20 protein-coding genes and 2 tRNA genes are annotated in these 23270 nt (G+C 75.3%); 8 read left to right on the top strand and 14 right to left on the bottom strand.

The annotated features are described in order from the left end of the window. Positions 1-9: 9 nt before the first annotated feature. A complete protein-coding gene (locus BLS67_RS13240) occupies positions 10-2163 on the bottom strand; it encodes an alpha-galactosidase (RefSeq protein ID WP_207500565.1) in 2154 nt (717 codons plus the stop codon). Between the two features lie 89 nt (positions 2164-2252). Here BLS67_RS13240 and BLS67_RS13235 point away from each other — a divergent pair, with 89 nt between their 5' ends. Then, complete coding sequence (locus BLS67_RS13235; protein WP_207500564.1) at positions 2253-3263, top strand: LacI family DNA-binding transcriptional regulator; 1011 nt, start codon at positions 2253-2255, stop codon at positions 3261-3263. A gap of 27 nt (positions 3264-3290) precedes the next feature. Here BLS67_RS13235 and BLS67_RS13230 read toward each other — a convergent pair whose 3' ends face one another. From BLS67_RS13230 to BLS67_RS13215, 4 genes are all read right to left on the bottom strand, one after another. Next, positions 3291-4517: a DUF4032 domain-containing protein gene (locus BLS67_RS13230; protein ID WP_091245893.1), complete on the bottom strand. Its 1227-nt coding sequence runs from the start codon at positions 4515-4517 to the stop codon at positions 3291-3293. A 184-nt stretch (positions 4518-4701) separates the two neighbouring features. After that, positions 4702-4774, bottom strand: a tRNA-Arg gene (locus BLS67_RS13225). A gap of 20 nt (positions 4775-4794) precedes the next feature. Next, a tRNA-Ser gene (locus BLS67_RS13220) sits at positions 4795-4883 on the bottom strand. A 75-nt stretch (positions 4884-4958) separates the two neighbouring features. After that, on the bottom strand, positions 4959-6152 hold the full coding sequence (locus BLS67_RS13215; protein ID WP_242654060.1) for an MFS transporter: 1194 nt from the start codon (positions 6150-6152) through the stop codon (positions 4959-4961). 129 nt (positions 6153-6281) lie between these two features. Between BLS67_RS13215 and BLS67_RS13210 the strand changes: the two genes are divergently transcribed. After that, a complete protein-coding gene (locus BLS67_RS13210; RefSeq protein ID WP_091245891.1) occupies positions 6282-6812 on the top strand; it encodes a CGNR zinc finger domain-containing protein in 531 nt (176 codons plus the stop codon). Here BLS67_RS13210 and BLS67_RS13205 read toward each other — a convergent pair. Beyond that, entirely contained in the window at positions 6809-7819 is a 1011-nt protein-coding gene (locus BLS67_RS13205; RefSeq protein WP_091245888.1) for a hypothetical protein, read from the bottom strand. The two genes, BLS67_RS13210 and BLS67_RS13205, sit on opposite strands and share 4 nt — an antisense overlap. A 120-nt stretch (positions 7820-7939) precedes the next feature. Between BLS67_RS13205 and BLS67_RS13200 the strand changes: the two genes are divergently transcribed. After that, complete coding sequence (locus BLS67_RS13200; RefSeq protein WP_207500563.1) at positions 7940-9379, top strand: bifunctional phosphatase PAP2/diacylglycerol kinase family protein; 1440 nt, start codon at positions 7940-7942, stop codon at positions 9377-9379. Here BLS67_RS13200 and BLS67_RS13195 read toward each other — a convergent pair. Continuing rightward, a complete protein-coding gene (locus BLS67_RS13195; protein WP_091245885.1) occupies positions 9364-10086 on the bottom strand; it encodes a hypothetical protein in 723 nt (240 codons plus the stop codon). The genes BLS67_RS13200 and BLS67_RS13195 overlap by 16 nt on opposite strands. 144 nt (positions 10087-10230) lie before the next feature. Between BLS67_RS13195 and BLS67_RS24100 the strand changes: the two genes are divergently transcribed. The 3 genes from BLS67_RS24100 to BLS67_RS13180 all read left to right on the top strand — a co-directional run bounded on the left by BLS67_RS24100 (position 10231) and on the right by BLS67_RS13180 (position 13203). Then, positions 10231-10821: a DoxX family protein gene (locus tag BLS67_RS24100; protein ID WP_207500561.1), complete on the top strand. Its 591-nt coding sequence runs from the start codon at positions 10231-10233 to the stop codon at positions 10819-10821. After that, a complete protein-coding gene (locus BLS67_RS24095) occupies positions 10818-11855 on the top strand; it encodes a PHP domain-containing protein (RefSeq protein ID WP_091245879.1) in 1038 nt (345 codons plus the stop codon). Before BLS67_RS24100 ends, BLS67_RS24095 begins: the two co-directional genes overlap by 4 nt. A gap of 76 nt (positions 11856-11931) precedes the next feature. Further along, complete coding sequence (locus BLS67_RS13180; RefSeq protein WP_091245875.1) at positions 11932-13203, top strand: hypothetical protein; 1272 nt, start codon at positions 11932-11934, stop codon at positions 13201-13203. Here the strand turns inward: BLS67_RS13180 and BLS67_RS13175 are convergent. Further along, positions 13181-14293: a glycosyltransferase gene (locus tag BLS67_RS13175; RefSeq protein ID WP_165617581.1), complete on the bottom strand. Its 1113-nt coding sequence runs from the start codon at positions 14291-14293 to the stop codon at positions 13181-13183. The two genes, BLS67_RS13180 and BLS67_RS13175, sit on opposite strands and share 23 nt — an antisense overlap. Further along, positions 14290-15774, bottom strand: coding sequence for an oligosaccharide repeat unit polymerase (locus BLS67_RS23815; RefSeq protein WP_165617580.1), 1485 nt, complete (start codon positions 15772-15774; stop codon positions 14290-14292). Before BLS67_RS23815 ends, BLS67_RS13175 begins: the two co-directional genes overlap by 4 nt. A gap of 219 nt (positions 15775-15993) precedes the next feature. Between BLS67_RS23815 and BLS67_RS24745 the strand changes: the two genes are divergently transcribed. Further along, positions 15994-17895: a tyrosine-protein kinase domain-containing protein gene (locus BLS67_RS24745; protein WP_091245872.1), complete on the top strand. Its 1902-nt coding sequence runs from the start codon at positions 15994-15996 to the stop codon at positions 17893-17895. A 69-nt stretch (positions 17896-17964) separates the two neighbouring features. Here BLS67_RS24745 and BLS67_RS13165 read toward each other — a convergent pair whose 3' ends face one another. The 5 genes from BLS67_RS13165 to BLS67_RS13145 all read right to left on the bottom strand — a co-directional run bounded on the left by BLS67_RS13165 (position 17965) and on the right by BLS67_RS13145 (position 22501). Beyond that, entirely contained in the window at positions 17965-18552 is a 588-nt protein-coding gene (locus BLS67_RS13165; protein WP_091246379.1) for an arsenate reductase/protein-tyrosine-phosphatase family protein, read from the bottom strand. 77 nt (positions 18553-18629) lie between these two features. Beyond that, complete coding sequence (locus tag BLS67_RS13160) at positions 18630-19187, bottom strand: LbetaH domain-containing protein (protein ID WP_091245869.1); 558 nt, start codon at positions 19185-19187, stop codon at positions 18630-18632. Continuing rightward, on the bottom strand, positions 19187-20152 hold the full coding sequence (locus BLS67_RS13155; protein WP_091245866.1) for a GDP-L-fucose synthase family protein: 966 nt from the start codon (positions 20150-20152) through the stop codon (positions 19187-19189). Before BLS67_RS13155 ends, BLS67_RS13160 begins: the two co-directional genes overlap by 1 nt. Continuing rightward, entirely contained in the window at positions 20149-21363 is a 1215-nt protein-coding gene (locus BLS67_RS13150) for a glycosyltransferase (RefSeq protein ID WP_091245863.1), read from the bottom strand. The genes BLS67_RS13155 and BLS67_RS13150 overlap by 4 nt, the downstream gene beginning before the upstream one ends. 1 nt (position 21364) lies before the next feature. Further along, on the bottom strand, positions 21365-22501 hold the full coding sequence (locus BLS67_RS13145; RefSeq protein WP_091245860.1) for a glycosyltransferase family 4 protein: 1137 nt from the start codon (positions 22499-22501) through the stop codon (positions 21365-21367). A gap of 201 nt (positions 22502-22702) precedes the next feature. Between BLS67_RS13145 and BLS67_RS13140 the strand changes: the two genes are divergently transcribed. Further along, a partial coding sequence (locus BLS67_RS13140; RefSeq protein WP_131801732.1) for a GDP-mannose 4,6-dehydratase occupies positions 22703-23270 on the top strand: 568 nt, incomplete at its 3' end.

Below are 23270 nucleotides of genomic sequence, written 5' to 3'. Positions count from 1 at the left end.
CTGAATCCGTTATGCAGTGGGCGACCGATCGGCGTCCAGGTGCCACCAGACGACCGACGCGGGCCGGCGGTCCGGGCCGGGCAACCCCAGCTCGGCGAGCACCGCACCGGTGGCCCGGGCGGGGACGACGGCGGCCGGCGCGGCATCGGGCCGGATGCGGGTGACGGCGAACTCCGCGTCGGGCACCAGCCCCGGCACCCGCACCCGCGGCGGGGCGTGCACGGCGTCGTCGTGCTGCACGCAGGCCACCAGGGCCGAGCGGCCGTCGGGGGCCACCACCCCGTGCACCCAGACCGCGGGCTCCGGCGAGTCCACCCGGAACACCCGCCCCGAGTGCAGCAGGTCGCGGTGCTGCCGGAAGGCGGCGATCCACTCCGCGAGCACGGCCCGATCGGCGTCGTCGGCGGTGGTGAGGTCCCACTCGATGCCGAACGAGCCGGCGAACGCCGTGCCGGCGCGGAAGTCCAGGGACAGCCCGCGGTGGGTCTGCTCGGAGACCGGCGCCGAGACGTGCGCGCCCAGGTACTCGGGGGCCACGAGCTGGCCGGTCCAGCGCTGGATGGACTGCCGGGCCAGCGCGTCGTTCTGGTCGGAGGTCCACACCCGTTGGGTGCGCTCGAGCACGCCGAGGTCGATCCGCCCGCCGCCGGAGGCGCAGCTCTCCCACTCGACGTCGGGGAACCGCTCGGCCAGGGCGTCGAGCAGCCGGTAGAAGGCCGTGGTGCGGGCCCGGACGCCGGGTCGGCCGCCGACCGCCGAGCTGCCGGCGTCGACCAGGTCGCGGTTGTGGTCCCACTTCACGTAGTCGACGCGGACGTCGGTGAGCACCTGGGTCATCTGCTCGAGGACGTGGTCGAAGGCACCGGGGACGGCGAGGTCGAGCACCTGCTGGAACCGCTGCTCGGGGGGTGTGCGCCCACCGGTGGCCAGGATCCAGTCGGGGTGGGCGCGGAACAGGTCGGAGTCGGCGTTGACCATCTCGGGCTCGAACCACAGCCCGAACTGCATGCCGCGTGCACGGACGTGGTCGGCCAGCGGGGCCAGCCCGTGCGGCCAGACGTCGGCCGCCACCACCCAGTCGCCCAGGCCGGCGTGGTCGTCGCGGCGGGCGCCGAACCAGCCGTCGTCCAGCACGAACCGCTCGACCCCGATCTCGGCGGCGAGGTCGGCCAGTCGGGTGAGCCGGTCGAGGTCGTGGTCGAACCAGACCGCCTCCCACACGTTCAGCGTCACCGGGCGCGGGGCGTCGGGGTGCGCGGGCAGCGAGCGCTGCCAGGTGTGCGCGGCGGCGGCCAGCCCGTCCAGGCCCTCGGCGGTGGCCCAGGCGTGCAGCCACGGGGTGTCGTAGCACTCCCCCGGGGCCAGCTCGACCTCGCCGGGCAGCAGGAACTCCCCGCCGCCGACGGTCAGCGTGCTCGGCGACAGCCCGTGCGGCGGGGTCCGCTCGAGGCGGTGCACGGTGCCCCCGCTCCACGCGACGTGCACGCCCCAGACCTCGCCGGCGGCGAACCCGAAGCCGGCCGGGCCGGCGGCCAGCACGGTGGCGGAGTCGTGCCCGCTGACGCCGGTGCGGCTCTCGCGCAGCCAGAGGCCGTCGTCGACCGGCCGCCGCTGGGGCACCCGCTCGCGGCACCACCGGCCGGTCAGGTCGAAGGACTCGGTCGCCCGGTCGGGCAGCGGCAGCACGACCTCGAGGGCCTGCAGCTGGTAGGGCGTCGTCCCGGTGTTGGTGACCCGGTGGCGGACCCGCAGACCCCCGCCGGCGAGGGCCTCGACCTCGGTGCGCAGGGCGAGCCCGGCGACGTCGTCCACCGCCTGCACCACCGCGCCGTCGGGGCCGGCCTCGACCGAGGTGGGCACGAACGCCGGCGACCACGCCGCGGGCTCCCCCGCGGCCCGGTGCCCGGTCAACCCGGGTCGCCCGGGCCAGGCGCGCGCACCCTCGGGCAGCAGCGGGACACCGACCAGGCCACGCCGGGCGCCGTCGGAGGCGGGCGGGCCGGTGAACAGGTCGACGTCGCCCCCGGCCAGCCCGGTGGCCAGCGCCGGCGTGAGCACGCCCCACCAGCCCACGACCGGCAGCTCCCCGTCGCGTTCCAGGAGGACCAGGCCGGTGCCGCCGGGGCGCCCGACGACGTGCACACGGTGTGTGGAGGGGGTCACGCTGGACATTCTGCTGCAGAACCCCCGTCGCACAGGAAGCACCCTGCTGACCATTCCGCGGTGTCCCCGGGTCTGGCAGGATCCGGCCGGTGCGGAGCCGGGTGACGTTGGCCGACGTCGCGGCCCGCGCCGGCACGTCGAAGACCACGGCGCACTACGTGCTGAACGGCCGCGACCAGGAAATGCGGATCTCCGAGGACGCCCGGCAGCGGGTGCTGGCCGCCGCCGGCGAGCTGGGCTACCGGCCCAACCTCATGGCCCGGGGGCTGCGCACCGACGTCACCCGAACGATCGCGCTGATCACCGACACGGTGGCCAGCGGCCAGTTCGCCGGGCAGCTCGTCTACGGCAGCCTCGAGGCGGCCGCCCGGCACGGCCACCTGCTGTTCGTCTGCGAGACCGACGACGACCCCGAGATCGAGACGCGCCTGGTCGAGGAGCTGCTGGACCGCCGGGTCGACGCCTTCCTGCTGGCGACGTCGTCGACCCGCGAGGTGGAGATCCCGCCGGCGCTGGAGAAGAGCCGGCTGGTGCTGCTCAACTGCCGGGCACCGCACACCGGCGTGCCCAGCGTGCGCCCGGACGAGGTGCAGGCCGGGCACGACGCCGTCCAGGTGCTCCTGGACGCCGGCCACCGCGACGGCATCTGGGTGGTGGGCGAGGCCGGCGAGCACGTGGTGGCCGGGCGGGAGCGGCGGGCCGGAATGCGGCGGGCCCTCACCGCGGCCGGGGTCGAGCTGGCCGGGCGGGTCGAGTGCCACTGGTGGCCGGAGTCCGCCTTCGAGGCGGTCGACGCCTGGCTGGCCGCGGGCACCCGCCCGCGCGCGCTGGTCTGCCTCAACGACCGGGTGGCGATGGGCGCCTACCAGGCGCTGGCCCGGCACGGCCTGCGGATCCCGGACGACGTCTCGGTGGTCTCCTTCGACGACTCCGACCTGGCCTCGTGGCTGCAGCCGCAGCTGACCAGCATCGCCATCCCGCACTACGAGCTGGCCACCCGGGCGGTGGACCTCCTGCTGGCCGACCCGGTCGCCGAGTTCGCCGAGCACCGCGTCCCCATGCCCGTGCGCCTGCGCGACTCGGTGGCCCCGCCCGCCTGACCCCGGGAACCGCGGTTTCCGGCATCGTCAGCGCGGGAGGAGGGCCCCCGGGGTGGTGAGCTCGACGGGGCGGGCGGCCAGCACGGTGTCCAGGTAGGACGCGGCCGCGACCGTCGTCCCCACGTCGGCGCCGGCGGCCTCCGAGAGGAACCAGCGGTGCTCGAGGATCTGGTGGAAGACCTCGGCCGGCTCCAGCCGGCCCCGCAGGTGGGCGGGGACGGCGTCCACGACGGGCAGGTACTTCTCGGTGACCCAGCGGTGGCCGGCCATCGCCTCGCTCACCGGTCCGCCCTCGACGGACTCGAGGTAGGCGCGGTAGCTGCGCAGGTCGCCCAGCAGCCGGCGCGCCTGGTTCTCCGAGACCTCGAGACCGGTGAGCCGGAACAGCTCGTGCCGGTGCGCCCCGGGCAGGGCCACCCGCGGCTGCACGCGCAGGTCGAACCCGTCGCCGCCGCCGACCAGCTCGACCTCGCCGGCGTCGAAGCCGAGGTCACCCAGCCGCTGCAGGCGCGCGGCCACGCGCCAGCGCTGCTCGCCCCGACCCACGGTCTCGTGCGCGGTCACCTCGCCCCAGAGGGCCTCGTAGCGGTGCCGCACGCTCACCGCCAGCTCCACCGGGTCGATGGTGCGCGGCAGCAGGCCGCCGAACTCGAGGTCCATCAGCTCGGCGCCCACGCGGTCGACGGCGAGGTCGACGTCGTAGCCGCGCTGGCCGTCGGTGAGCCGCGGGTGCCGCTCGACGGTCTCGGCGTCGACCAGGTGGGCGGTCAGAGCGCCGGCGTCGGGCCGGATGAGGGTGTTGGACAGCGAGCAGTCGCCCCAGAAGACCCCGGCCAGGTGCAGCCGCACCAGCAGGACGACGAGGGTGTCGACCAGCTGCTCGGCGGAGTGGTCGGTGCGTGGGCCGGAGAACAGGAACCGGTAGGGCAGCGAGTACTCGAGGAACCGGGTGACCAGGATGGCCGGCAGGTCGCCCGGCCGGTCGACGCAGATGCCCAGCACGCTCACGGTGGGCATGCCCTCGGCCTCGAGGTCGCCGAGCACGGCGTACTCGTGGCGGGCCAGCCGCTCGTCGATCTCCTTGAGCGCGTAGACCCGGCCCTCGGCCGCCACGAACCGGACGACGTGCCGGGAGAGCCCGCGCGAGGGGACGTCGAGCAGCCACTCGTCGTCCCAGTCGGCGAGCGGGAGCTCCCAGGGCAGCGCGAGGAGCGTGGCGCCCTCGGTGGCCGGGGGGCGGAACAGGAACCGCATGGTCTCTCCGTCGGGCGGGGAAGAAGTGGTCCCGGCTCCGGCGACGGTGCATCCATGGTCGCAGCTCCGGCAGGACGGGGCCGTCCCACCCGGATGATCGGTGTGTCACGTGCCGACCTTGAACAGACGACGGCCCCCGCGCTCACGGGGAGCGGCGGGGGCCGGCGGCTGTCTCAACCAGACGTGCACCCGAAGGGATTCGAACCCCTAACCTTCTGATCCGTAGTCAGATGCTCTATCCGTTGAGCTACGGGTGCGTGTGTTCATTTGTGTTGCGCGGAGGCTCCGGGATTTGAACCCGGGATGGGCCAAAACCCAAACCGCATTAGCAGTGCGGCGCCATAGACCGGACTAGGCGAAGCCTCCCGGGCCGCCAGGTTCCCCCGGAAGCACCGAGGAGGAAGACTACCAGCGCCTCCTCCCCGGTGCGGCCAGGGGGTCTCAGGCCAGCGCGACGGCGCGTCGTCCGGGCAGCAGGGTGACCACGACGGCCAGCGCGGCCGCGGCCGTGGCCAGCACCAACGCACCGCCCACCCCGTACGAGGTCTCCACGAGCGCCCCGCCGATCGCGGCCCCGACCGCCGACGCGCCGAACGCGATCGTCGACAGCCACGTGAAGGCCTCGGTGGTGGCGTCGGCCGGTGCGATGGAGCCCACCAGCGAGCTCTGCACGGTCAGCGTGGGGGCGATCGCCGTGCCGCCCAGGAACAGCAGCGCCCCGAGCAGCAGCGGGCTGGACACGGCGGCCAGCGGGAGCATGCCGATCGTCGTCCCCAGCAGGCCCCAGCGGTAGAGCCGCGGGAGGGACGTCGACAGCACCCGGGCGCCGAACCACAGCCCGCCGGCGACCGAGCCGAGCGACCACACGCCCAGCAGGACGCCGGACAGCCCGGGCGACCCGGCCGCGTCGGCGAACGCCGGGACGCCGACCTCGATCGCGCCGAAGCCGAGCATCAGCGCGGTGCCGCTGACCAGCACGCGCGGCATGCCGGGCACGGTGACGGTGCTGAGGAGGCTCTTCTGGACGGCGACCGCGGGCCGCCAGGCGCGCATGGCACCGGAGAACGCCAGGCCCAGCGTGCCGACGACGGTGCACACCCCGGCCAGGGCGATGGCGGCGACCGGGCTGGCCAGCAGGGTCAGCGTGGCCACCGTGGTGGGGCCGGCGACGAAGACCAGCTCGGTGGTGGTGGCGTCCAGGGCGTAGGCGGTGGGCCGCACGCGGGGGTCGACCCGCGACCACAGGGCGCGCACCGTGCCGCTGACCAGCGGGGTGCTCAGACCGGCCGCGGCCGAGGCGCCGAGGATCACCGCGGTGTTCGTCGAGGTGAGCACGGCGGCGGCCAGCACGGCCAGCAGCAGCGGGTAGGTGACCGACTGGGCGAGCAGGACCAGCCGGGGTCCGCGACGATCGGCCAGTCGCCCCAGCACCGGGGCCATCGCGGCCATCGCGATGCCGTAGGTGGCCGAGGCCAGGCCGGCGACGGCGTAGGAGCCGGTCTGCTGCTGCACCAGCAGCAGGAGGGCGAGGGGGACCATGGCGGACGGCAACCGGCCGGCGAAACCGGCGACGAGCAGCACCGGCGCGGAGGGAAGCCGCCACACGGTGAGGTACTGACGCATGACGGAGCTCACTTCGAACGATCTGGGAGGGGAATCGTAGGGTGCCAACCTCGGTTAGGTCCCTACGCATTCCCGACGGTACGAGACCACCCGTAGGGAGTCAAAGCCATATGACCGCCTACACCCGGCCGGAGGTGTGAGATGGACTACGACGACTACGGGTCCAACGCCGTCGAGCTGGCGGTCGACCTCGCCAACGCCGACCGCGCCGACCCGGGGTGGGCGTCGGCGTTCTGCGCCGAGCACCACGAGTGGTTCACCGACGGCACCGCCCTGGAGCTGTCGGGCAAGCAGGCCAGGGCCGCCGGTGCCACGGCCGACCTGGTGCGCGCGGTGGCCGTGGCCGACTCGCAGGCGCAGGTGATGGAGCGGCTCAACGCCCTGCTCGCCCTGGCCACCCCGAGGCCGTACGCCACCGACCACGACGGCGAGCTGCACCTGCACTACGCCGCCCCCGAGGCCGGGGCCCTCGAGCAGCTGACCACCACGGTGGCCATGGGGTTGTCGCAGGTGGTGGTGCAGCACGGCTGGCAGCGGGTGGGCGTCTGCGCGGCCGAGGGCTGCGGCAACGTCTACCTGGACACCTCGCGCAACGCCAGCCGGCGCTACTGCTCGAACACCTGCTCGTCCCGCTCGACGGTCGCGGCGTACCGCGCCCGCCAGAAGAGCTAGACCAGGCCGGCGCGGACGGCGGCGACGCGGCGGCGGACGGTGGTGCGGCGAGCGCTGACCGCGGCGGTGCCGGCCACCCCGAACCCGAGGACGACGACGGCGCCCAGCGCGTAGACCGCCGCGGCGTCGGGCAGCGGCGTGGACGCCGAGGCCGGGTCGATCCGGTCGGCCCGCACCGAGAGGGTGGCCACGGCGTCCTCCACCGGGGCGGCGGCCTGCTCGACGGCGGCCAGCGCGGCGGCGGCCCGGTCGACCGAGACGCCGGCGGCGGCCACCACCTGCTGGGCGTAGGCGGTCTGCTCGGCGACCCCCGCGGCGGTCTGCGGCAGCGCGAGCACCTGGTCGCGGGCGGTCGCAGCGGCGTCCCGGGAGTCCTGGGCGGCGGCCAGCGAGGCGGTGACGGCCGCCACCTGGTCCGCGACCAGCTGCTGCACGGTGCGGGCCTCGGCGAGCGCGGCGGCGACGGTGTCCACGGGGGCGGACAGGTCGACCACGGCGGCCCGGTTGGCCCGGGTGACGTAGCCGCCGACCAGCAGCTGCCCGGCCTCGGCCTCGGCGGCGGACCCGGCGGCGTCGCGGGCGGCCGACGCGGCACCGGCGGCCAGCGCGGTGGCGGTCGCCGCCTCGGCGGAGCCGCCCGTGGTGGGCTGCACCGGGAGGTCGGCGTCGACGGTGGTGGTGACCCGCGGCCTCGGCCGCGAGGAACTGGTCGAGGGTGCCGCGGCGACGGGGGCCGAGGTCGGCGCGGCCGAGGTCGGCACGGCCACCGGCTCGGGGGCAGGCACCGGGGCCGGGTCGACCGTGGGCACCGGGGCCTGGGTGGGCGTCGGGGCGACCGTGGACGGCGGGGCCGGGTCCGTCGTCGGCGCGCTGCTGGTGGGCGCGGCCGAGGTCGGTGCGGCGCTGGTCGACGACGCCGCGGGGTCCGCTGCGGCAGGGCCGGCGACGGCGACGGCGCCGACCAGGGCGGCGGCGAGCAGGGGCAGCAGGCGGAGGCGGGTGCGCACGGGAATCCCTCGATCAGGTGGCGTTCGGTACTCCCGCCACATCGACCCGCGGCCCGCCCGCCCTCACCCCCACGGGTGCGATCTCACCCCGACGGGTGGGGCCGGTTAGCGTCCGCACCCGTGGCCCTCTCCCGCTCCGCCGCCCGCCGGTTCGACGCCCGCCTGCAGGCCCGGGTCGGCCGGCTGCCGGCCACGCCCCTGGACGGCGCGCTCCGCCGGCTGTCCGAGGCGGCCGACCACGGCAAGCTCTGGCTGGGGGTCGGGCTCGTGCTCGGCGCCAAGAAGGGCGCCCCGCGGCGGGCCGCCGTCCGCGGGGTGGGCTCGTTGCTGGTGTCCAGCGCGCTGGTGAACGTCGTCCTCAAGCCGTTGTTCGGCCGGGTGCGGCCCGACGCGGCCGCGGTCACCCAGGGCCGCGCCCTGGACCGGTCGCTGCACACGCTGTCCTTCCCGAGCGGGCACTCGGCGTCGGCGGCCGCGTTCGCGACCGGCGTGGCGCTGGAGAGCCCGCTGGCCGGTGCACTGGTGGCCCCGGTCGCGCTGGGTGTCGGGTACTCGCGGGTGCACGTCGGCGTGCACTACCCCGGGGACGTCGTCGCCGGGATGGCGGTCGGCGCGGCGGTCGCCGCGGCCACGCAGCACTGGTGGCGGGTCCGGCCGACGACCCCGGCGGAGGTGCGGACGACGGAGCGCGCACCTGCCCTGCCCGGGGGTGCCGGCCTGCACGTGGCGGTGAACCCGCGCTCGGGCGACCAGGACTACGACCCCGCCGCGGACATCGCCGCGCTGCTGCCGGGCGCCGTGGTCACCGACATCGACGACGAGCACTCGGTCACCGACCTGCTCGAGCAGGCCGTGCGGGGCGGCGCGCGGGCCCTGGGGGTGGCCGGCGGCGACGGCTCGGTGGCCGCGGCGGCCGCAGTGGCGCTCGAGCACGGGTTGCCGCTGGCGGTGCTGCCGGCGGGCACGCTGAACCACTTCGCCCGGGACGTCGGGGTGGCCACGCCGGCCGAGGCGGCGCGGGCGGTCGAGGCCGGCGACGGCGTGCTGGTGGACGTCGCGGCGGTCAACGGCACCCCGTTCCTGAACACCGCGAGCATCGGCAGCTACCCGGAGATGGTCCGCCGGCGGGACACGATGTCGGGGAAGCTCGGCAAGTGGCTGGCGCTCACGGTGGCCGCCGGGCAGGTGCTGCGGCACGGCTCGCCGGTCGAGCTCGACCTCGACGGCCGCCGGGTCAGCGCCTGGATCCTGTTCGTCGGCAACGGGGTGTACAGCCCGCGCGGGCTCTCCCCCGCGTGGCGGCCCTCCCTGGAGGACGGCCTGCTCGACGTCCAGTACCTGCGGGCCGACCTGCGGTTCGGTCGCACCCGGGCGGTGCTGGCGACGCTGCTGGGGGTCAGCGAGCACAGCCGCTCGTACCGGCAGTTCCAGGTGCGGGAGCTGCGGGTGGTCTCGCGCTCGGGCCCGCAGCCGGTGGCCTACGACGGCGAGACCGGCGACCCGCGGACGGAGTTCGTGTTCACCAAGCGCCGGCGCCTGGTCGTCTACTGCACCCGCTGAACCCCGCTCCCGGGAACCGCGGTTCTCGGAGACGTGTCGTGCGCGACCCTTTCCCGGAGACCGCGGTTTCTGGGCGGAGGTATCCGGCGGACCAGGACGGCGAGCAGCGTGAGCGCGGTCAGCGCCTCGCCCAGCTCCTCGACGAAGGTGGCCGCGGCCACCGGGAGCGGGCGGGGGTCGGCGAGCACCACGGACCCGGTGAGGACGTCGAGCCCCAGCGCCGCCAGTGCGTACACGGCCAGGGCGAGGACGACGGCCCGAGCGCCCGGCACCCGCCACACCCGGCCGAGCACCCCGAGCACCGGCAGGCCCACCGCGCTGGCCAGGCTGCCGACGGCGAGGGTGTACCCGGCGCCGTCCCACCCCTCGAGCACCGAGTGCGCGCTGACCAGCTTCGCGAACACCAGCCCGACCCCGATCAGCGCGACCGCCAGCCACCACAGCGCGTGCCGGCCGCGCGAGCGGGCGACCGCCCGCACCGCGCAGACCGTCGCGGCGACGAACAACGAGGTGGTGTAGAGCCGCGGCAGACCACCGACGGCGTCCAGGTCGAAGATCCACTCGGCGCCGCCCAGCGAGCAGGGGCCGACCGTGCACCGCCACCGGACCAGGAACCCCAGGCCGAACAGGCCCAGCGCCAACCCGGCCAGCGCCCACAGCCAGGTGTCGTCGCGCACCCGGGTGGGGGTGGGCGGGGCGGTGAGCACCGACCCAGTGTCCCGGAGAACTGTGACAACTGGCTGACAGCAGGCGCGGGGAGTCCGGCATCACTACGGTCGCGGTGAGGGTTCGCCGTGCGACCGATCGGGCACGGCACCCGCCGACGCCGTCGATGGAAGAGGTACTCCCCCATGCTGGTCCGCCGGATCGCCCGCCCCCTGCTCGCCGCCTCGTTCGTGTACGGCGGCATCAGCACCCTGCGCGACCCCCAGAGCCGGGTGCCCGGGGCCACGAAGGTCGTGGACCAGATCGCCCAGGTCGCCGACGAGCAGCTGCCCGTCGAGGTGTCCCGCGACGTCGAGCAGTGGGTGAAGATCGACGCCGGGGTCAAGGTCGGCGCCGGGGTGCTGTTCGCCCTCGGCCGCTTCCCCCGCCTCTCGGCCCTCGCGCTGGCCGGCTCGGTCGTGCCCACGACCCTGGCCGGGCACCGCTTCTGGGAGGACTCCGACCCCGAGAAGAAGTTCAGCAACCAGGCGCACTTCCTGAAGAACGCCGGGCTGCTGGGCGGGCTGCTGCTCGCCGCCGTCGACACCGAGGGCAAGCCCTCGACCGGCTGGCGGGTGCGCCGGGCCGGCGACAAGGCCATCGCGAAGGCCGAGGCGCGCTACGAGAAGGCCGCCAAGAAGGCCGAGAAGGCGCAGAAGAAGGCCAGCCGCGGCCGCACCCAGCGCAAGCTGAAGAAGCAGGCCAAGAAGGTCGGCAAGGAGATCGGCCTCTCGTGACCCCCGCGGACGCGCTCCGGAGGATCGCGTTCCTCCTGGAGCGCGCCCGCGAACCCACCTACCGGGTGTCGGCCTTCCGCACGGCCGCGCACGTGGTCGAGGGGTTGTCCGACGCCGAGCTCGAGCGGCGGATCCGCACGAGGACCCTCACCGACCTCAAGGGCATCGGGGCGAAGACGGCGACCGTCGTGCTGCAGGCGCACGCCGGTGACGAGCCCGACTACCTCGCCGACCTCAAGGCCCAGCACCCGCCCACCGCGCTCGAGGGCGCCGCGGGCGAGCTGCGCAACGCGCTGCGGGGCGACCTGCACACGCACTCCGAGTGGTCCGACGGCGGCAGCCCCATCCGCGAGATGGCGCTGGCCGCGATCGGCATCGGCCACGAGTACCTGGCGCTGACCGACCACTCCCCCCGGCTGACGGTGGCCAACGGGTTGAGCGCCGAGCGGCTGGCCCGGCAGCTGGACGTCGTGGCCGAGCTGAACGCCGAGCTGGCCCCGTTCCGCATCCTCACCGGCATCGAGTGCGACATCAACGCCGACGGCACCCTCGACCAGACCGACGAGCTGCTGGCCCGGGTCGACGTCGTGGTGGCCAGCGTGCACTCCGAGCTGCGCGCCCCGGCGTCGCAGATGACCCCGCGCATGCTGGCCGCCGTCGAGAACCCGCACACCGACGTCCTCGGGCACTGCACCGGGCGGCTGCTGGTCGAGCGCACCCAGCGCGGCGGCAAGCAGCAGAAGCCGCGCCCCGAGAGCGAGTTCGACGCCGAGGCGGTGTTCCGCGCCTGCGTCGAGCACGGCACCGCCGTCGAGATCAACTCCCGCCCCGAGCGGCTGGACCCGCCGAGCCGGCTGCTGCAGCTGGCCGCCGACCTCGGCTGCGAGTTCGCGATCGACACCGACGCGCACGCGCCGGGTCAGCTGGACTGGCAGGGCGCGGGCTGCGAGAAGGCCGCCGTCGCCGGCATCACCGCCGACCGGGTGATCAACACCCGCACCGCCGACGACCTGCTGACCCGCTCGGAGGGGTGACGCCTCCTCCGCCGCACCCGGTCCAGGCGCTAGCGTGGCCCGCCGGTGGGTGTCCACCGGCGACGGAGGTGCACAGGTGGCGCGGCTGCGCGGAGTGCTCGCCCGCATCCCGCGGCGCGGGGGCAACCTGGCGATCAACCAGGTGCTCTCCGGCGGCAGCAACATCCTCGCCCTGGGCGGGGCCAGCCTGACCCTGTCGGGGGCCGGCTTCGACCGGTTCGCGCTCCAGCAGACCTTCTTCTTCCTCGCGCTGACCCTGGGCCGCTGCGTCTACGAGGGCGGGCTCGCCGTCCAGCGGGAGGTCGGTCGCGCCGTCCTGCCCCGGTCGTGGGCCCTGACCGTCGCCCCCGTGCTCGGCACCGCGGTCGCCCTGGTCGCGGCGGGGGTCACCCTCCTCGACGACCCCCGGGCGGCCGTCGCGACGGTGGCCCTGATGGTCGCCGTGGGCATCGCCGTCTGCGCGCAGGACGCGTTGCGCTACCACCTGATCAGCCGGGAACGGTGGCGCGAGGTCAACCTCGCCGACGGCGTGTGGCTGCTCGGCGTCGTCGTCCTGCTGGCCGTCGGCACCGGGTCGGCGGAGCTGTTCCTGCTCGGCTGGGGCGCGTCGGCGCTGGTGTCGGCGGGCTGCGCCTGGATCGCCACGGCGGCCCCCGGCGGCCCGGACCGGCAGGTCACCTTCCGGGAGGCCTGGCGCCCCGGGCGCTGGGTCACCCTGGACGCCGGTCTGGGCCAGGCCAGCCTGCTGCTGCCGCTGGTGTTCGGCCAGCTGTACACCGCCACAGCGGTGGTCGGCGTGCTGCGGCTGATGCAGAGCAGCCTCTCGCCGGTGAACACGCTCTACAACGTGATCGCGCTGAGCTTCCTGGGCGACGCCCACCGGCTGGGCGAGCAGGACGCCGTGCGGTCGTTCTTCGGCCGGATGCTGCGCACCTCCCTGGTCTACGGCCTGATCACGCTGGCCTGGTGCGGCATCGCCTTCCCGGTCGTCTGGTTCGTCTCGGGCCGGGACCTGCTGCCCGGGGGCACCTTCCTGCTGCTGGCCGGCACCCTCGGGGCGGTGACCCTGCTCAACGCGGTCACCGCGCCGCTGGGGGCCGGGGTGCGGGCGCTGAACCGGCCCCGCTCGGTGATCGCCCCCCGCGCGGCCGGGCTGCTGGCCACCGTGGCCCTGCTGTGGGTGGCCTCGACGGCCTCGGACGAGCTGCGGGTGGCCGCGGTCCCCGCCGGGCTGCTGGTCAGCGCGGTGGTGTCGGCGGTGGCATGGGTGTTCGTGTTCCGGGCAGCCCGGCACCGGGAGGGCGTCGCCGGACCAGCCGGCGAGGTCAGCCCGGTCGGCGCTCCGTGACCGCCCGCCGGTAGGTCTCCTCCAGCGTGGCCACCACGACGTCCATCGCGTAGCGGCTCCGGGCCAGCTCGCGCGCGGCCGTGGCGGCCTCCTGCCAGGCCGCCGGCCCCAGCAGCCGGAGGACGGCGTCGGCCAGCTCCTGCGGCGACCCGTCGGTGACGGCACCGGCTCCGGCCTCGGCCACCGCGGCGCTCAGGCCCGTCTCGGTGGTCAGCACCACCGGCAGGCCGGCGCCGAGCGCCTCCAGCACGGCCATGGGGAACGGTTCGGCCACGCTGGGCAGCACGAAGAGCTGACCGCCGGCCAGCAGCTCGCGGGCGCCCGCCGGGCTGGTCGGCCCGCGCCGGGCGCAGACCGCGGCGATGCCGGACGCCGCGATCGCGGCGTCCACCGCCGGTGCCTCGCCGCCGTCGGGCCCCCAGAGCTCGAACCGGACGTCCGGGCGGACGGCGTGCACCAGCGCGGCCGCCTGCACGAAGGCGACCGGTCGCTTGCGGTCGGCGAGCCGGGACACGAACAGCACCCGCGGACCGGCGCCCGGCGCGGCGGCGACCTCCCGGGCGAGGGGCACGCCGTTGACGACCCGGTCGACGCGGTCGGCGGGGACGCCCTGGCGCTGCAGGTCGGCGGCCTCGTGACCGGTCAGCGCCAGGAACCGCGAGCGTCCGATGAGCCGGCGGGTCCACAGCGCGTCCAGCACGCCCTGCAGCCGGCCGTGCTCGGCCCGCACCTGGCCGTGGGTCTGGACGACGACGGGCACGCCGAGCCGGTCGGCCAGCCAGGCCGCCGGCAGCGTGACCAGGTCGCGGGTCAGGTGGACGTGGACGACGTCGTACCGGCGGGCGTGCCGCAGCACCCAGGCCGGCACCCCCGGGGCCACCATGCCGGCGAAGCCGTCGGCCCGCGGTCGGCGGGCGCGGAACAGCCGCGTGGCGGGGTGGTCGGGGCGGGATGCGGCGTCCCGGCCGGCGACCAGGGTCACCTCGTGCCCGGCCGAGCGCAGCGCCGCGACCTGGTCGGTGGCCACCGAGACCGGGCCGCCGTACGCGCCGTCGGCGCTGACCAGGGCGGCCACGTGCAGGATCCTCACGACGCCTGGCTGCCGACCGGCTCGGCCGCGGGCAGGTCGTCGGGTTCGGCGCCCAACCGGCTGCGCACGGCCCGGTCGGCGAACCAGGCGCAGGCCAGCATGACCACGAGGTTGGCCATCGCCTGCAGCAGCGAGCCGCGCAGCAGGAAGACGAAGTAGAACGGCAGGATGCAGCCCAGCACCCCGGGTGCCCGGCTGCGCCGCAGCCGCGTGACGATCCCGTCGTCCCGCCCGCGCGCCCACCAGCCGAACACCAGGCCGCCCAGGCCGACGGCCAGCCACCCGCCGTTGATGAACAGCTCCGACCACAAGGGTGCGGACAGGTTCTGGAAGTCGTAGTCGCGGAAGGTCGCCAGCAGGACGCCGGTGTCGTCGGGCTTGTCGGGCCAGTAGGCGCGCGGGACCCAGAACAGCACCACGCCGAGCGCCTGCCGGCCCTGGGTGGTGCCGTACTCCTGGACGTAGAGCAGCGTGTTGTCGATCTGGGCGAAGGCGTCGAAGTCACCGCTCTGCAGGGCGGTGACCGGGGAGACGACCTGCTCGCCGGTGTTCGCGGTCCGGAACGCGTCCGCGACGGGGAAGATCACCAGCAGCCCCACGATCGCACCCACCGCCACCAGCCGGAACCGGCGGGCGGTGGCGTAGAGGCCCACCGCGCCGGCCAGGGCGAGGGCGACCGTGCCGAAGACGTAGCGCGCGCTGTTGAGCGGGTTGACCGTGGCCACCAGGGCCAGCACGGTCGCCAGGTGGAGGGCCTTCTCGGCCAGCGTCCACTCCGGCCGGGGCCGACGGAGCCGGAGCAGCGTCAGGGCCACCACCGTCACCAGGATCGGCATGATCGCCAGGGCGTTGACGATCCCCTGGGTGGCCGTGTTGGGCCACACGGTGAACGACTGCCGGTTCAACGTGGTGGCGTCAGTGAACAACGCCGGGGCGACGTTGACCAGGTAGTAGGCGGTGAGCAGCAGGGACCCGAGCCCCAGCAGCCAGATCGGGCGCGGGATGCCGGTCGTCGGCGGTTCGACCACGGCGACCGGGCGGCGGACCCGTGGCCGCCACGGGCCGCCCGGCCGCACGGCGCGCAGCAGGCCGCCGACCAGGAAGGCCAGCGACCCCAGCCCGACGACCAGGAAGGACTCGGGGACGAGGGTGGCGAAGGTGCGCGGGGTGGTGCCCGGCGAGATCCCCTCGCGCAGCTGCACCAGGGGGGCCAGGCCGAGGAAGACGTAGGTGAACAGCCAGACGGTCATCTCGATCAGCCGCTGCTCGCCCCGGCCGACGATCCAGGCGTAGCGCAGCCCGACCAGGACCGCGACGAGCAGGGCCCCGGGCCAGGCCCGGTTCACCGGATCGGGGGTGGCGAGGACGACGTAGCCGGGCACGGCGAAGCAGAACAGCAGCGCGCTGAGCGCACCGAGGGGGAACGACCCCACGACGGGGGCCGGCCGCTCCGCGTCCGTCGTGCCTCGTGCGCTCTCCATGCACCTGTCCTGTCGTGGGTCGGCAGCAGCCTAGGACGGCGGGGCGGCCGCGCCGGTGAGCCACGGCGGACGAGGCCACCCGTACGGGTGACGGCGTCTGTGGGATCTTGTACCTGCGGGCACGATCGACCGAGAACAGCGTCGACAGGCCGCCGCAGGACGAGCGGCCACACCGGGTGACGTACGCCGGGTGGACAGTCACCAGCGGAGAGGACCCACGTGGACCTGCAGCAGACATGGCGCGTGCTGCGCGCGGGCTGGTGGGTCGTCGTGCTGTCCACGCTCGTCGGCGCCGCCGTCGCCGCCGGGATCGTGCTGGCCAGCACGCCGATGTACACCGCCGACACCCGGTTGTTCGTCTCGACGACGAACACCACGGACGACGTCGCGGGCGCCGTGCAGGGCAGCCAGCTGGCCCAGGCGCGCGTCTCCTCCTACGCCTCCTACCTGACCGACCTGCAGCTGGCCCAGGCCGTGGTCGACGACCTCGACCTGGACATGACCGCCGACGAGCTGGCCGGTGAGATCAGCGCCTCCGTCGTCCCGGACACCGTCATCCTCGACGTCACCGTGACCGACCCGTCGCCCGCCCGGGCGCAGGCGATCGCCGAGTCGATCGGCCAGCAGTTCAACAGCCTCATCGGGGCGATCGAGACGCCCGAGGGGCAGACGACGTCGCCCATCCGGGTGGCGGTCATCGCCCCCCCGGAGCTGCCGGCGGCCCCCAGCAGCCCCAAGCCCGCGCAGGACCTGGTGATCGGTCTGGTGCTGGGATTCGTGCTCGGCTGCGGCCTCGTGCTGCTGCGGCACCGCACCGACACCCGGATCCGCACCAGCGACCAGGCCGCCGAGCTGGGCCGCGGGCCCGGGCTGGGCGTCATCCCGCTGGACGACCAGCTGTCGGCCGACAAGTCGGTGCTGCACGACCGCGAGGCGCCCAGCGCCGAGTCCTTCCGCCAGCTGCGCACCAGCATGGACTTCGTCGACGTCGACTCCCCGCCCCGCACCGTCCTGGTCAGCAGCTCGCTGCCCGGCGAGGGCAAGACCACCGTCGCGGTCAACCTGGCCATCGCGCTCACCGCCGCCGGTCGCCGGGTGGTGCTCGTCGAGGCCGACCTCCGCCGACCCCGGGTCACCCGGTACCTCGGGCTGGTCAGCGGCGCCGGCCTCACCAGCGTGCTCAACGGCTCGGCCGGCCTGGACGACGTCCTGCAGCCGGTGGGCGACGGGTCCCTGCAGGTGCTCGCCGCCGGCCCCACGCCGCCCAACCCCAGCGAACTGCTGGCGTCGGGGCAGATGCAGCGGGTGCTGGCCGACCTGCTCGACCGGGCCGACGTCGTCCTGCTGGACGGCCCGCCGCTGCTGCCGGTCTCCGACGCCGGTGGCCTGGCCCCCTCGACCGACGGGGTCGTGCTCTGCGTCCGGTACGGCCAGACCACGACCCAGGAGCTGACCACCGCAGCCCGCACCCTCGAGCGGGTGGGTGCGCGCACCCTGGGCACGGTCTTCACCTTCGTGCCGCGCCGTGCGGCCGGCAACGAGGGCCTGGGCTACACGTACCACTACGGCGAGGACCCCGCGCCCGGCGCCGGCCCCTTCGCCCGGCTGGCCCACCGGCGGTCGACGGCCCGCACGGCGAAGGCCGCGGCCAAGGCCGGGAAGGCGACCTCGGGGGCCACCACCACGGCCGCCGCCGACCGCCCGACCCCGGCCTCGCCGGGCCCGGTGCCCGCCGACCGCCCCGCCCGCCCCGGGCGCGTGCAGGCCGCAGCCGGCCGCGGCACGGCCCCGGTCGCGCCGGTGGCCGTACCCGCGGCACCGGTCCCCGTCGAGCCCCACGTCGAGCCCTACGTCGAGCCCCGTGTCGAGCAGGAGCTGGACCCGGCCACCCCGGACGACAGCGCCGGCTGGCCGGAGCAGTGGTCCGCGGACGACGAGCACCCCACGGCGGCGGAGACCCCTGCCGAGCCCGAGCCCGAGCCGGAGCCGGCGCCCGCGCCCTCGCCGGTGCCGCCGCGGCCGGCGATCGCCGGACCCGACGCGCCGACCTACCCGCAGCAGCGGGTGGCGGTCGTCAAGCCTCGCGAGACCCGCTCGTTCCTGGGTCGCAGCCGCCGCTGATCCATCCCGGTACGCACGACGGCGCCCCACCTCCGGCGAGGAGGTGGGGCGCCGTCGTGCGTACCGGGGTCAGGCGGCCGCGGGGGTCCGCAGCCCGGTCAGCGTCTGCAGGAGGGGGAACAAGGCATCGGCGATGCGGTCGGCCACCGCCAGGTGGACGTCGGCCGGGCGGCCGATCGGGTCGAGCACGTCGTCGTCCTCCCGGGCCACCAGTCCGCGGGCTGCGCGGGTGCGGGCCAGGGCCGCGACCAGCGCGGTACCGCGGGCACCGAGGTCGTCGGGCTGGGGCAGCGGGAGGTCCACGGGGAGCAGGCTCAGCAGGTCGGCCGCCTCCAGCAGGGTGAAGGTGCGGGACATGCCGCGGGGGGCCCGCTGCAGCACGTCGCGGCGGTGGGCCCGGGTCATGGTCAGCACCAGGTCCGCCTGCTCGACGTGCGCCGGGACGAACTGCCGGGCCCGGAAGGCCCCGGGCGCACCGCCCAGCTCCAGCAGGGCCTCGGCGGCGTGCGGGTCCATGCCCGAGCCGACGACGGCGGAGGTGCCGGAGCTGCTGGCCGTCAGGTCGCAGCGACCGAGCTCCTCGGCGAACGCCGTGGTGAGCCGCTCGGCCAGGGCGGAGCGGCAGATGTTGCCCGTGCACACGAATGCCACATGCATGTACGGAGCGTGGCACGGCTCGAGCACTCCGTGATCCCCCTGCACCCCTACCGGGTGAGCCGGGACGCCCGTGCGGGTCACCGGAACCGGGGGCCGCGCACCTCGCCGGGCGAGCCGCCGAAGACCATGCCGGCCGGCACCTCGCCGGCGACGACCGTGCCGGGGGTGACCAGGGCCGAGACGCCGATCCGGCTGCCGCCGGTGACCACGCAGCGGGCGGTCACCCAGGCGCCGTCCTCGATGACCACCGGTCGGGTGATGAGCGCCATGTCGGTGCGGTGGGCGTGCGAACCCGTCGTGATGAAACTCCCCTGGCTGACCACGGCGTCGGCACCGATCGTCAGCTGGTCCTGGTTGTGCAGCCAGACGTCCTCGCCGATCCAGGAGCGGTCACCGACGGTCAGCTTCCACGGGAAGCGCACGCGCAGCCGGGGGCGCAGCAGCACGCCCTCGCCGATCCGGGCGCCGAAGGCGACCAGCACGGCCCGGCGCAGCCGGGACGAGATCTGCAGCGGGTTGCTGACCAGCAGCACCTCGGCCAGGCCCCAGAGGTAGACCTTCCAGGCCGGGGCATCCCAGGACTCCCCCGATCCCGGCGCAGCGGACAGGTCGATCACCCGCGGGCGGTCGGCCATCAGGAGGCCCGCACGGTGCCGGCGGCCAGCTGCTCGCGGTACCAGGCGACCGTGGCCGCCAGGCCCTCGCGCAGGCCGATCTCCGCCCGCCAGCCCAGTCCGTGGATGGTCGAGACGTCCAGCAGCTTGCGGGGGGTGCCGTCGGGCTTGGTGGTGTCGAACACCAGCTCACCGGTGTACCCCACCGTGTCGGCCACCAGCTGGGCCAGCTCGGCGATGGGCAGGTCCTCCCCCACCCCGATGTTCACCGGCGCGCCGTCGTCGTAGTTCTCCAGCAGGTGCACGCACGCCCGCGCCAGATCACTGACGTGCAGGAACTCCCGCCGCGGCGTGCCGGTGCCCCACACCGTCACCGTCGGGTCCCCGTCCAGGCGGGCGGCCTCGAACCGGCGGATCAACCCCGGCAGCACGTGGGAGCCCTCGGGGTTGAAGTTGTCCCCCGGGCCGTACAGGTTGGTCGGCATCGCCGAGATGTAGTGCACCCCGTGCTGGCGGCGCAGCGCCTGCACCTGCAGCACCCCGGCGATCTTGGCGATCGCGTAGGCGTCGTTGGTCGGCTCCAGCAACCCGGTCAGCAACGAGTCCTCCCGGATCGGCTGCTCGGCGAACTTCGGGTAGATGCACGAGGAGCCCAGGAACAGCAACCGCTCGGTACCGGTGGCCGCCGCGGCGTCCAGCACGTTGGTCTGGATCCGAATGTTGTCGGAGAAGAAGTCCGCCGGGTACGTGGCATTGGCCAGGATCCCGCCGACCTTCGCCGCGGCCAGCACCACCGTGGCCGGCCGCTCCCGGTCGAAGAACGCCTCCACCGCGCCCCGGTCGCGCAGGTCCACCTCCGCCGACGTCGCCGTCACCAGGTCGGTGAACCCCTCCGCCTGCAGGTGGGCCAGCACCGCACCACCCACCAGCCCACGGTGCCCGGCCACGTACGTGCGGGCAGACCGGTCCAACGGTGCGATGCTCATCCTGCGTCCTCCTCGGTGCCGCGACGGTCCCCCACGAGCGGGGCCGCACCGGAGTCTCCCAGGCGGCGGGGCAGGTCGATGCCCGCAGCCGCCAGGGCCGCCGCCCAGTCCCCGAGGCTGCGCTCCCAGGCCAGGCTCTCGGCGAGCCCGGCTCGACGGCGCTGCGCCGCTGCCGGGTCGTCGGCCGCGGCGGCGGCGGCGTGCAGCGCCTCGCCGATCGCGGCGGGTTCCAGCGGGACCACGGTGACCAACCCGGCGTCCCCCAGCAGGCCGGCCACGTGCGCGGTGTCGGTCAGCAGCGTCGGCGTCCCGCGCTCGAGCGCCTCGAGGACCGTGGTGGGCAGGCACTCCCACCGCGGGGTGTGGACGAAGGCCCGGGCCTCGCCGAGGAAGCGGCCGGCCTCCTCGTGCGGCAGCTCGTCCTCCACGGTCACCCAGGGCGCCAGGCCCTGCTGCGCCACCCGGTCCCGCACCCTCGCCCGGTCGCCGAGGTGGTCCTGGCCCACCATGCGCAGCTGCGGGCGCTGCTCCTCCGGGAGCGAGGCCACGCCGTCGAGCAGCACGTCGATGCCCTTGTGCCGGATGTCGTACCGGCCCAGCCACGCCACGTACGGGTGCCGGTCGGCCACCAGGGGCCCGTCCTGCACCGCCCGGCCCGTGGGGGCGGCGAAGGCCCGGGCGCGCGGGGCGACGTCGGCCAGGTGCGCCCGCTCGGAGGCGAAGTAGAGGTGGACGCCGGCGGCACGCTCCAGGGTTGGCCGCTCGAGCCACGTCCGGGGTCGCAGCAGGCTGGAGGCCTGCACGATGCTGCGCTCGTAGACCCCGTGCGGCATGACGACGTAGGGGATGCGCCGGCGGCGGCACCAGGCCGCGATCACCAGGTTGGACGGCGTCCAGCCCTCGTGCAGGTAGACCAGGTCACCGGCCTGCAGCAGCCGGCCGAGCCCGCGCGGGAGCATGGTCTGCCGACCGCCCCCCAGGGTGGCCAGGGTGCGGTGCTCGAGCCCCGGGGCCTCGACCAGCCGGCCCTCGAACCCCCCGGCGGCCTGCACGTAGACCGTCGGCAGGCCGGTGTGGTCGGCCATGCGGGCCGCCCACTGCTGCGCGGCCCGGTTCACCCCACCCGTGCTGAACGAGGCGGGCCGCAGGTACACGTGCACGATCCGGCGCACCCGGTAGCGGGTCGACGGGCCGGCGGCGGAGGTCGTCATGTCAGTGCTCCTGCGTGGCGTGGACGGCGGCGACGACGGTGGCGACGGTGTCCGCCGCGGTGAACCCGGCGGGGGGCGTGGCCGCCCGGGCCAGGAGCTCCTCGACCCGGCCGGGGGTGCCGAGCAGCTCGTCGAGGGCGGTGGCCACGCCGTCCTCGGTGCGGGGGTCGAGGAGGACGACGGCCGCCCCGCTCCGGGCCAGCTCGGCGGCAGCGCCGTCGTGGACCGACAGCAGGGCCGGCCGCCCGCTGGTGACCGCCTCGAAGCCGGCCAGGGACCGGTAGTCGCCGTCGGTCGGGCAGACCACGACGTGGCAGTCCGCGTAGTGCGCCCAGATGTCGTCGTAGTCCACCGGGCCGTGCAGGCGCACCCGGTCGTCCACGCCGAGGTCGGCGGCCGTCCGGGCGACCTCGGCGACCAGCGGCCCGCCGCCGACGACGTCCAGCCGCCAGGGCCGGGCGGTGGGGCCCAGCGCGGCGAGGGAGCGCACCAGGGGCAGGATCCCCTTCCGCTCGGTGACCGAGTTCAGGAAGAGCAGCCGGACGACGTCGTCCACCGGCGGCGCGGGAGTGGGCCCACCGGGTGGGGCCGAGGTGAGGTAGGCGCCCACCCGCACGCGCCCGGCCGGGACGCCGAGGTCGTCGACGACGTAGCGGGCGCCCTCGTCGTTGCTGGTCAGCACGGTGGTCGCCAGGCGGGCGGCACGGCGCTTGACCTCGACGGCGCGGCCGGTCGGCGGGGCGCCGCGAAAGCGTGGGTCGTTCTCGACCAGCAGCAGCACCCTGGCCCGGCGCAGTCGGGCGATCACCATGCCCAGCAGGGCGACGGGGGTGAACTCCAGGCACACCGCGACGTCGGGCCGGGTGCGCCACAGCCGCAGGACGGTGCTCGGTCGCGGGACGGGGAACCTCGGGGCCTCCTCGCCGCGGCGGCTGCGCAGGGGCACCCACCAGGACCGCAGGAGCGGACGGAGGGGGACGTCGGGGTGCCGCTCGACGGGTTCGTCGTGGCCGACCGGGACCGCGGTCCCCGGCAGCTGCGCCGCGACACCGGCCAGCAGGGGGCCGAAGTACATGAGGTCGCCGCGGTAGCCGTAGGTCCGGGAGAACCAGACGACCCGGGGTCGGACGTCGTCCACGATGGCTCTCCTCCCCGGCCGGAGGACCCGGCCGACCGGTGGAGTCTCCCCGACCCCGGCGGGCTCCGGGGGGTCGCCGGGCCGGAGCTCCCTCGGTGGGGTGGCGTCCCCGACGCGTCGCGGCGGGGCAGGGGGTGGCTCCGCCTAGGCTGGCCCGCGAACGTCCCGATCCATCCCGGGACCCTCTCCTCGGGAGCGCCAGTGGCGAAGTCTGCGCTGATCACCGGTATCACCGGGCAGGACGGCTCCTACCTGGCCGAGCTGCTGCTGGGCAAGGGCTACGAGGTCCACGGCATCGTCCGCCGCTCCTCCTCCTTCAACACCGAGCGCCTGGACGGCATCTACCAGGACCCCCACACCTCAGGGCGCAACCTGTACCTGCACCACGGTGACCTCACCGACGGCGTCACCCTCATCAACCTGCTCCACGAGGTCAACCCCGACGAGGTCTACAACCTGGGCGCCCAGTCCCACGTCCGCGTCTCCTTCGACCAGCCCGTGTTCACCGGCGACGTCACCGGCATCGCCGCCATGCGCCTGCTCGAAGCAGTGCGAGCAGCCAAGGTCCGCACCCGCATCTACCAGGCCAGCAGCTCGGAGATGTTCGGGGCGACCCCGCCGCCGCAGGACGAGAACACCCCCTTCTGGCCCCGCTCCCCCTACGGCGTGGCCAAGCTCTACGCCTACTGGGCCACCCGCAACTACCGCGAGGCCTACGACACCTACGCCGTCAACGGCATCCTGTTCAACCACGAATCCCCCCGCCGCG

The sequence above is a fragment of the Klenkia soli genome (assembly GCF_900103975.1).
GTDB lineage: Bacteria > Actinomycetota > Actinomycetes > Mycobacteriales > Geodermatophilaceae > Klenkia > Klenkia soli.
Note: the sequence above shows the minus strand (reverse complement) of the source record. Positions and strands in the feature narration are given on the sequence as shown.